This window comes from Tardiphaga sp. GW822-FHT04G09 (genome assembly GCF_058800725.1).
Genome location: NZ_JBXAMO010000051.1, coordinates 1 through 1,087 on the forward strand (window position 1 = coordinate 1; position 1,087 = coordinate 1,087).

The following is a 1,087-nucleotide window of genomic DNA, read 5'->3' on the forward strand; positions in this document are numbered from 1 at the left end:
GCGCGTTTGTGTCCCTTGCCGGCGGCGATGAGCCGGCGATACAGCGCGATGAGTTGCGGATTCCAGCGGAAGGACGCCGCCAGCGAGGCGGTGTAGAGGGCATGGCGCAGGCGTGTTCGCCCGCCATCGATATGCCTGATGCCGACCCGCTGGCCGCTGTCGTCATCATAGGGGGCGAGCCCGGCCAGAGCGGCGGCTTGCTCGCGTCCGATCTGACCGACCTCGGGCATCCGCACCAGAATGGCGACGGCAGTCGGCAGGCCGATGCCATCGACGCTGAGGATCAAGACGAGACGCTCGGCCAGATCGGAATGCGCGCGGATTGAAGCCAGCAGTGCCTTGAACATGGCGGTCTTGCGCTTTTGCAGCCGGGTCAGGTCCTCGGCCCAGAGCGCCTTGGCCCGCGCATCGCGACAGCTTTCGATGCGGTTCTTCAGGCGGGCGATGTCTTCGCCGAGCTGGTCGATCGTGGTCAATTGCTCGGCAAATGGCCGTATCCGCGGATCCGGAGCGGCATGGATCGTCTGCGCCGCGGCGGTGCAGCGGGCGATCAGCGCCGCATCGATCCTGTCGTTCTTCGCCCGCAGCGCATGGAACGTGGCATAGGCCCGGACCTGGGCCGGCTGGAACACCACGACCACAAACCGATTGCGCCGCAGCTCGGCCACGACGGCCTGCTCGTAGCCGCCGCTGGCCTCGATGCCGACGCGCCTGACGCGATGCTGTCGCAGCCATGACAGCAGAGCCAGGTGACCTGCGGGCGTATTCTCGACCTGAAGCTGGTCCTTGCGGCCATCGAGCGCCACGTCGAGTTTGTGTTTGCCGGTATCGATACCGGCACAGATCGTGATAGACTTGGCCATCTTCGTCGATCCCTCCCTTGTGATGCGAACCTCGCGTTCGTTCAACCATTCGGGCCCCGATGAAGTACCGATCGCGATCTCGCTACGTTTGCAGCCCTCAAGGCTGTGATGGGTATCGATCCGATCGATCGGCGACCCAGCTCGGGCGGCCACCCGGGCTGGGCCATTCCTCACGGAACGAGGCCACTATAGCGCAACACGCTAATACAAGGATGGGTAGAGCG

Annotated in this window: 1 protein-coding gene; it reads right to left on the reverse strand. The window is 64.9% G+C overall.

Going from position 1 to position 1,087, the window contains the following annotated elements; genetic code table 11:
* On the reverse strand, nt 1-863 hold an 863-nt coding region (locus tag AC1RLZ_RS31130; protein ID WP_493191812.1), incomplete at its 3' end, for an IS110 family transposase.
* Nucleotides 864-1,087: the final 224 nt, after the last annotated feature.